Consider the following 7592-nt stretch of genomic DNA (forward strand, 5'->3'; position numbering starts at 1 on the left):
GACCTCCCCCCTCCAGGGGGAGGTGAAGCGGAGCGCCTTCGCGGGCTCGGTACTGGACCTGTCGTGTCCCTTGGCCCTTCCCGGCGGGGCGGCGCCTTGTTAAGAACGGCGCGCCATGACCGATGCCGCCACGACGACCCGCGACTACTCGAAAACCCTCTTTCTGCCGGTGACCGACTTCCCCATGCGGGCCGGTCTGCCCCAGAAGGAGCCGGAGATTCTGGCCCGCTGGGCCGAGATCGGCCTCTACGGCCGGTTGCGCAGCGCCTCGGAGGGACGCGCCAAGTTCGTCCTGCACGACGGGCCGCCCTACGCCAACGGGCACATCCATATCGGCCACGCGCTCAACAAGGTCCTCAAGGATCTCGTCACGCGCTCGCAGCAGATGCTCGGCTTCGATTCGAACTACGTGCCGGGCTGGGACTGCCACGGCCTGCCGATCGAGTGGAAGATCGAGGAGGAGAACTACCGCAAGAAGGGCAAGACCAAGCCCGACCTCTCCGACCCGGCCGCCATGATCGCGTTCCGCCAGGAATGCCGCGCCTATGCGCAGCACTGGCTGTCGGTGCAGCGGGAAGAATTCAAGCGGCTCGGCGTGGTCGGCGACTGGGACCACCCCTACACCACCATGAGCTTCGCGGCCGAGGCGCAGATCGCCCGCGAGATCATGAAGTTTTCCGCCAACGGCACGCTCTATCGCGGCTCCAAGCCGGTGATGTGGTCGGTGGTCGAGCGCACCGCGCTGGCCGAGGCCGAGGTCGAGTACGAGGATTATACGAGCGACACGGTTTGGGTGAAGTTTCCGGTCCGAAAGGTGATCGGAATCGCCAAACTTCATGGCGGTCCTATCACAGCCAAGTCGCTCGATATCTGGGACGAGGAAGCCGAACTAGGGTCGGCTGTTCGCGCCGCGAGCGTCGTCATCTGGACGACGACGCCATGGACACTGCCGGGCAACCGCGCGATCAGCTTCTCGCATCGGATCGGCTATGGCGTCTATAAGGTCACGGATGCGCCGGCCGACAACTGGGCCAAGACCGGCGACCTCTTGATCCTGGCCGACAACCTGGCCGAGGACGTGTTTAAGCAGGCCCGTGTGGTCGCTTACGAGAAGGTGCGGGCCGTGCCGGCCGACGTGCTGGCCGGGATGGTCTGCGAGCATCCGCTGAAGTCGGTCGGTGGCTACGACTTCGCCGTGCCGCTGCTCGACGGCGAGCATGTCGACGACTCGACCGGCACCGGCTTCGTCCACACTGCGCCCGGCCATGGCCGCGAGGACTTCGACATCTGGATGGAGTACGGCCGGCGCCTGCACGAGCGCGGCATCTCCACGGCGATCCCGTACACGGTGGATGCCGACGGCCGCTACACGGCCGATGCGCCGGGCTTCGAAGGCCGCCGCGTCATCACCGACAAAGGCGAAAAGGGCGACGCCAACGAGGCGGTCATCAAGGCGCTGGTCGAGGCCGGCAACCTCCTCGCGCGGGGCAAGCTGAAGCATCAGTATCCGCATTCGTGGCGCTCCAAGAAGCCGGTGATCTTCCGCAACACGCCGCAATGGTTCATCGCCATGGACCAGGACATCGCGGCGTCCGGCCCCGCCGCCGTCGTTCCGGGGCGCGCCGAAGGCGCGAACCCGGAATCCAGCGACAAGCGCAATGGCCCGCGGCTGGATTCCGGGTCCGGCGCTGCGCGTCGTCCCGGAATGACCGAGGACGTGGTCGCCGCCACCCCCGGCGACACGCTCCGCGCCCGCGCCCTCAAGGCCATCCGGGCGACCCGCTGGGTGCCGCCGCAGGGGCAGAACCGCATCACCGGCATGATCGAGAGCCGGCCCGACTGGGTGATCTCGCGCCAGCGCGCCTGGGGCGTGCCGATCACGGTGTTCGTGCGCGACAAGGGCCACGGCGAGGTCGAGATTCTTCAGGACGAGGCCGTCAACGCCCGCATCGTCGCCGCGTTCGAAACCGAGGGCGCCGACGCCTGGTACGCGGCCGGGGCGCGCGAGCGCTTCCTGGCCGAGCGCGCCGGCGAGGGCTGGCAGAAGGTCGACGACATTCTCGACGTCTGGTTCGACTCGGGCTCCACCCACGCCTTCGTGCTGGAGGATCCGGAGAACTTCCCGACGCTGGCCGGTATCCGCCGCAAGGTGGACGGCGGTCGTGATCAGGTGATGTATCTGGAAGGCTCGGACCAGCATCGCGGCTGGTTCCACTCGTCGCTGCTCGAATCCTGCGGGACGCGCGGGCGGGCGCCCTTCGACGTCGTCGTGACGCACGGCTTCACGCTCGACGAGCAGGGCCGCAAGATGTCGAAGTCGCTCGGCAACACGGTCGCGCCGCAGGACATGATCAAGCAGCACGGCGCCGATATCGTGCGCCTGTGGGTCGGCTCCTGCGACTACTGGGACGACCAGCGCATCGGTCCGGAGATCATCAAGACCACGGTCGACACCTATCGCAAGCTGCGCAACACGCTGCGCTGGATGCTGGGCAACCTGGCGCATTTCCGCGACGAGGATCGCGTAAAAGTCGAGCGCATGCCGCCGCTGGAGCGCTACATGCTGCACCGGCTCGCCGAGTTCGACGCGACGGTGCGCGAGGCCTACGCCAACTACGACTACAAGCGCATCTTCGCGGTGGTCGGCCAGTTCATGACGGTCGACCTGTCGGCCTTCTATTTCGACGTGCGCAAGGACGCGCTCTACTGCGATCCGATCTCGTCGGTGACGCGCCGGGCGTGCCTCACCGTGCTCGACCACGTCTTCCGCTGCACCGTGACGTGGCTGGCGCCGATCCTCTGCTTCACGGCCGAGGAGGCGTGGCTCGCCCGCTATGCCGGGACCGACGGCTCGGTGCATCTGGAGACGTTCCCCGAGGTGCCGGAGAGCTGGCGCAACGAGGGGCTGGCCGAGATCTGGCGCAAGGCGCGCGCGGTGCGCCGCGTCGTCACCGGGGCCTTGGAGCTGGAGCGCGCCGGCAAGCGCATCGGCTCGTCGCTCGAGGCCGACCCGCTGATCTATGTGAGCAACGACGACCTGTTCCGCGCCGTGGTGGACCTCGACCTCGCCGAGATCTGCATCACGTCGGGGGCCTCGCTGATCGAGGGGGAGGGGCCCGAGGACGCGTTCCGCCTGCCCGACGTGCCCGGCGTCGCCGTGCTGCCGCGCCGCGCCGAGGGCAAGAAGTGCGCCCGCTCGTGGAAGATCACGCCGTCGGTCGGCCTCGACCCGCAATATCCCGAGGTGACGCCGCGCGACGCCCAGGCCCTGCGCGAGCTCGACGCGCTCCAGAAGGCGGCCGGATGACGCGCCGTCCCGTCGGGCTCGGGCTCCTCGCCGCGGCCGTCGCGGTCGCGCTCGACCAGGCCGTGAAGCTGTGGCTGCTCTACGGGGTCGACCTGCCCTCCAGGGCGCCGCTGCACGTGTTTCCGGGGCTCGACCTCGTCGTCGTGTGGAACACCGGCATCAGCTACGGCCTGTTCCCGCAGTCCGGGCCGGTCGGGCAGTGGGCGCTGCTCGGCGTCAAGGCGGCCGCCGTGGCGCTGCTCGGCCTGTGGCTGGCCAAGGTCGACCGGCGCGCCAGCGCGGTGGCGCTCGGGCTGATCATCGGCGGGGCGATCGGCAACGCCATCGACCGGGTGACGCTCGGGGCCGTGTTCGACTTCGTGCTGCTGTCGGTGACGACGGCGACGACCCGGTTCAACTGGTACGTCTTCAACGTCGCCGACGTCGCCATCGTGATCGGCGTGGTGGTGCTCCTGTACGAGGCCTTCGTCGCGCCCGACGCCGCAAAAGCGCCCTGATCCCGGGTATACAGGAGGATGGCCGACGTCCCGTTCGCACAACCGGGCGTCGTGCAGGCACGGGGGAACGACATGCGAGCTAACTTGACGCGCAGCTTGACGCGCGCCGCCGTCGCGGGCGCGCTCTCCGCCGTTCTGCTGATCGGCAGCGGCCCGGGTGCCCGGGCCGAGGACGACGACGAGATGGTCGACGTCAAGGTTCTGCGCCACATCATGAGCGGCCTCGGCCTCAAGCGGCCGGGAGACGAAAGCAACATCGAGTACCGCGAGCGCTCGCCGCTGGTGGTGCCGCCGAGCCGCGACCTGCCGCCGCCCGAGACCGCCTCGGTGGTCGAGCGCAATCCGGCCTGGCCCGACGATCCCGACATCAAGGCGCGGCGCGAGGCCAAGAAGCAGGTCCGCAAGTCGCTCGACGTGGACGAGGAGTCGCGCGCGCTGTCGCCCGCCGAGCTGAACCGCAAGGGCGCGCCACGCACCGCCTCGGCCGGCGGCCCGCCGATCAAGTCCGGCGAGGAGGCGATCAACCAGGTGAAGCCCTCCGAGCTCGGCTACAGCGGCGGCGTCTTCAGCTGGCGCAACCTGATCGGCGCCGAGCCGAAGGAGGAGGTCGGCACCTTCGAGAAGGAGCCGCGCCGCACCGAGCTCACCCAGCCGCCGCCCGGCTATCTCACGCCCTCGGCGGCCCAGCCTTACGGCGTCGGCAAGACGATCGAGCGGCCGACCTCGGCGAAGGGCTACGACCAGGCCGTCGGCTCCGCCGGTCAACGCTGATCGTCACGCCCCTGCGGCATCCTCCGCACCCGAATCACGCGCACGGCCCGCCGCCGTGCGCGTTTCCGTTTCGGGCCTGCGGTTCGGCCCGGAAACCTGACCGATTTGTCATTTGAGCCGCCGCACCGTTTCCGAAACAATGCCGCCGTCCCGAACAGAGGCCCATCGCGCATGATCCGACCCGTCCTGACGTCGCTCGCGCTCGCCGCTGCGGTCGCGATCCTGCCGATCGCCGCGGCCCGGGCACAAGGCACGGCGGCGCCGGCCGCGACCGCGGCACCGCCCGCCGCCGTCCAGGTGCCGGGCCAGGCGGCGCCGAGCCAGGGGCCGAAGATCAGCGAGTTCAAGCTCGCCAACGGGCTGCAGGTCGTCGTCGTCCCGGACAAGCGCACGCCGGTCGTCACCCACATGATCTACTACAAGGTCGGCTCGGCCGACGAGCCGCCCGGCAAGTCCGGCATCGCGCATTTCCTCGAGCATCTGATGTTCAAGGGGACCGAGAAGAACCCGAGCGGCCGCTTCTCCAAGATGCTCGCCACCATCGGCGGCCAGGAGAACGCCTTCACGACCACCGACTACACCGGATACTTCCAGCGGGTGCCGCGCGAGTTCCTCGGCGACGTGATGGAGTTCGAGGCCGACCGCATGACCGGCCTGGTGCTCACCGACGCCAATGTGCTGCCCGAGCGCGACGTGGTGCTGGAAGAGTTCAACATGCGGGTCGCCAACAGCCCGGACGCCCGCATGGGCGAGCAGGTCGCGGCGGCGCTCTACCTGAACCATCCTTACGGCCGCCCGGTGATCGGCTGGCGGCCCGAGATCGAGAAGCTGAACCGCGAGGACGCGCTCGCCTTCTACAAGCAGTTCTACGGTCCCAACAACGCCGTGGTGGTGATCGCCGGCGACGTCGATCCGGAGGCCGTCAAGGCGCTGGCCGAGAAGACCTACGGCAAGATCCCGGTGCGCAGCGACATCGGCCCGCGCGCCCGCCCGCAGGAGCCGACCCCGGTGGCGGTGCGCCAGGTGACGCTTGACGATCCCAGGGTCGCCCAGCCGAGCCTGAACCGCAGCTATCTGGTGCCCTCCTATGCGACCGCCAAGCGCGGCGAGGCGGAGGCGCTCGACGTGCTGTCGCAGATCCTCGGCAGCGGCCCCAACAGCCGGCTCTATCAGCGCCTCGTCGCCGAGAAGCGCATCGCCACCAGCGCCGGCGCCTGGTACCAGGGCTCCGCCGTCGACGCGACGCGGCTCGGCGTGTTCGGACGGCCGACGCCCGAGACCTCGCTGCCGGATCTGGAGAAGGCGATCGACGCCGTCATCGCCGAGACGATCCACGACGGCGTCACGGCCGACGAGCTGGAGCGCGCCAAGACCCGGATGATCGCCGACGCAGTCTATGCGCAGGACAACCAGTCCAGCATGGCGCGCTGGTACGGCACCGCGCTTTCCACCGGCTCGACCGTGCAGGACGTGCTGAGCTGGCCCGACCGCATCCGCGCCGTGACGGCCGAGCAGGTGCGCGACGCCGCCAAGACCTGGCTCGACAAGCGCCGCTCTGCGACCGGCTATCTGATCAAGTCGCTCCCGGCCTCCGAGGAGAAGCGCTCGTGACCTTTCTGGTGCGGACTATCGCCGCGGCTGCGGTCGCGGCGCTCACTGTCGTGCTGGCGCCGGTCGCGCAAGCCACCACGATCGAGCGGGTGATCACGCCGAAGGGCATCGAGGCCTGGCTGGTGCGCGAGCCCTCGGTGCCGCTGGTCGCCATGGAGTTCGCGTTCCGGGGCGGCACCGCCCAGGATCCGGCCGACCGCTCCGGGCTCGCCAACATGACGGCCTCGCTGCTCGACGAGGGCGCCGGCGATCTCGATTCGCGCGCCTTCCAGCAGCGGCTCGAATCGAAGGCGATCGAGTTCTCGGTGTCGGCCTATCGCGACGCCCTGATGGGCTCGCTGCGCACCCTGACCGAGAACCGCGACGAGGCCTTCGGCCTGCTGAAGCTGGCGCTCACCGCGCCGCGCTTCGACAGCGAGGCGGTGGAGCGAATCCGCGCCGACATTCTGGCGGCGCTGCGCCGCGACGCCATGAGCCCGAGCGAGCTCGCCGGCCGCAAATGGTGGGAGACGGCGTTTCCGGGCCATCCCTACAGCCGCGTCAATCGCGGCACGCTGGAGAGCGTCGCGGCCATCCAGCCGGCCGACCTGAAGGGCTATGTCGGCCGCGTGCTGGCGCGCGACAACCTGAAGGTCGGCATCGTCGGCAATATCGACGCGGCGACGGCGGCGCGGCTGGTCGACGACGTGTTCGGGTCGCTGCCCGAGAAGGCGCAGCTCACCCCGGTGCCGCAGGCGGCGCCGGCCGATCTCGGCCAGCGCGTGCAGGTCGACGTCGACGTGCCGCAGTCGACCCTGATGCTCGGTGGGGTGGGCATCGCCCGCAAGGATCCGGACTTCGTCCCGGCCTATGTGGTGAACCACATTCTCGGCGGCGGCTCGTTCTCGTCGCGGCTCTATCGCGAGGTGCGGGAGAATCGCGGCCTCGCCTACGGCGTCTCCTCGTCGCTGGTGCCGCTCAAGAGCGCCTCGCTGTTCTTCGTCTCCACCGCCACCCGGGCCGACCGGGTGAAAGACTCGATGGACGTGATCGAGGCCGAGATCCGCCGCATGGCCGAGAGCGGCCCGACCGCCGAGGAGCTCGACCAGGCGAAGTCGTATCTCAAGGGCTCCTACGCGCTCTCCTTCGACACCTCGATCAAGATCGCCAACCAGCTCGTGCTGATCCAGCTCGACGATCTCGGCATCGACTACATCGACCGCCGCAACGGCCTGATCGAAGCCGTGACGCTCGACGACGCCAAGCGCGTCGCCAAGCGCCTCCTCTCCGGCAAGATGCTGGCGACCGTCGCGGGCCGCCCGGAGGCCGCCACCGCCGCCGCCCCGGCCGCCGCCGTCCCGGCCCCCGCGGTGCGGGCCCAGTAGGGGCCTGTCATTCCGGGGCGCGGACCTTCAGGTCCGCGAGCC

Annotated in this window: 5 protein-coding genes; all 5 read left to right on the plus strand. The window is 69.6% G+C overall.

The window, feature by feature from the left end:
- The first annotated feature begins 115 nt into the window (after nt 1–115).
- Nucleotides 116–3307: an isoleucine--tRNA ligase gene (gene ileS, locus CH341_RS25535; protein ID WP_111421789.1), complete on the plus strand. Its 3192-nt coding sequence runs from the start codon at nt 116–118 to the stop codon at nt 3305–3307.
- Complete coding sequence (gene lspA, locus CH341_RS25540; protein ID WP_111421790.1) at nt 3304–3804, plus strand: signal peptidase II; 501 nt, start codon at nt 3304–3306, stop codon at nt 3802–3804. Before ileS ends, lspA begins: the two co-directional genes overlap by 4 nt.
- 84 nt (nt 3805–3888) lie before the next feature.
- Entirely contained in the window at nt 3889–4575 is a 687-nt protein-coding gene (locus tag CH341_RS25545; protein WP_146604621.1) for a hypothetical protein, read from the plus strand.
- 171 nt (nt 4576–4746) lie between these two features.
- Nucleotides 4747–6186: a M16 family metallopeptidase gene (locus CH341_RS25550; protein ID WP_111421792.1), complete on the plus strand. Its 1440-nt coding sequence runs from the start codon at nt 4747–4749 to the stop codon at nt 6184–6186.
- Nucleotides 6183–7550 carry a M16 family metallopeptidase gene (locus tag CH341_RS25555; protein ID WP_210208612.1) on the plus strand — a complete coding sequence of 456 codons (1368 nt, stop codon included), beginning with the start codon at nt 6183–6185 and terminating at the stop codon, nt 7548–7550. The genes CH341_RS25550 and CH341_RS25555 overlap by 4 nt, the downstream gene beginning before the upstream one ends.
- Nucleotides 7551–7592 lie beyond the last annotated feature (42 nt).

The sequence above is a fragment of the Rhodoplanes roseus genome (genome assembly GCF_003258865.1).
Taxonomy (GTDB): Bacteria; Pseudomonadota; Alphaproteobacteria; order Rhizobiales; family Xanthobacteraceae; genus Rhodoplanes; species Rhodoplanes roseus.

What these genes read in the sequence shown, in the direction of transcription:
- ileS (WP_111421789.1), top strand. Translation starts at nt 116, where the DNA reads ATGACCGATGCCGCCACGACGACCCGCGACTACTCGAAAACCCTCTTT.
- lspA (WP_111421790.1), top strand. Translation starts at nt 3,304, where the DNA reads ATGACGCGCCGTCCCGTCGGGCTCGGGCTCCTCGCCGCGGCCGTCGCG.
- CH341_RS25550 (WP_111421792.1), top strand. Translation starts at nt 4,747, where the DNA reads ATGATCCGACCCGTCCTGACGTCGCTCGCGCTCGCCGCTGCGGTCGCG.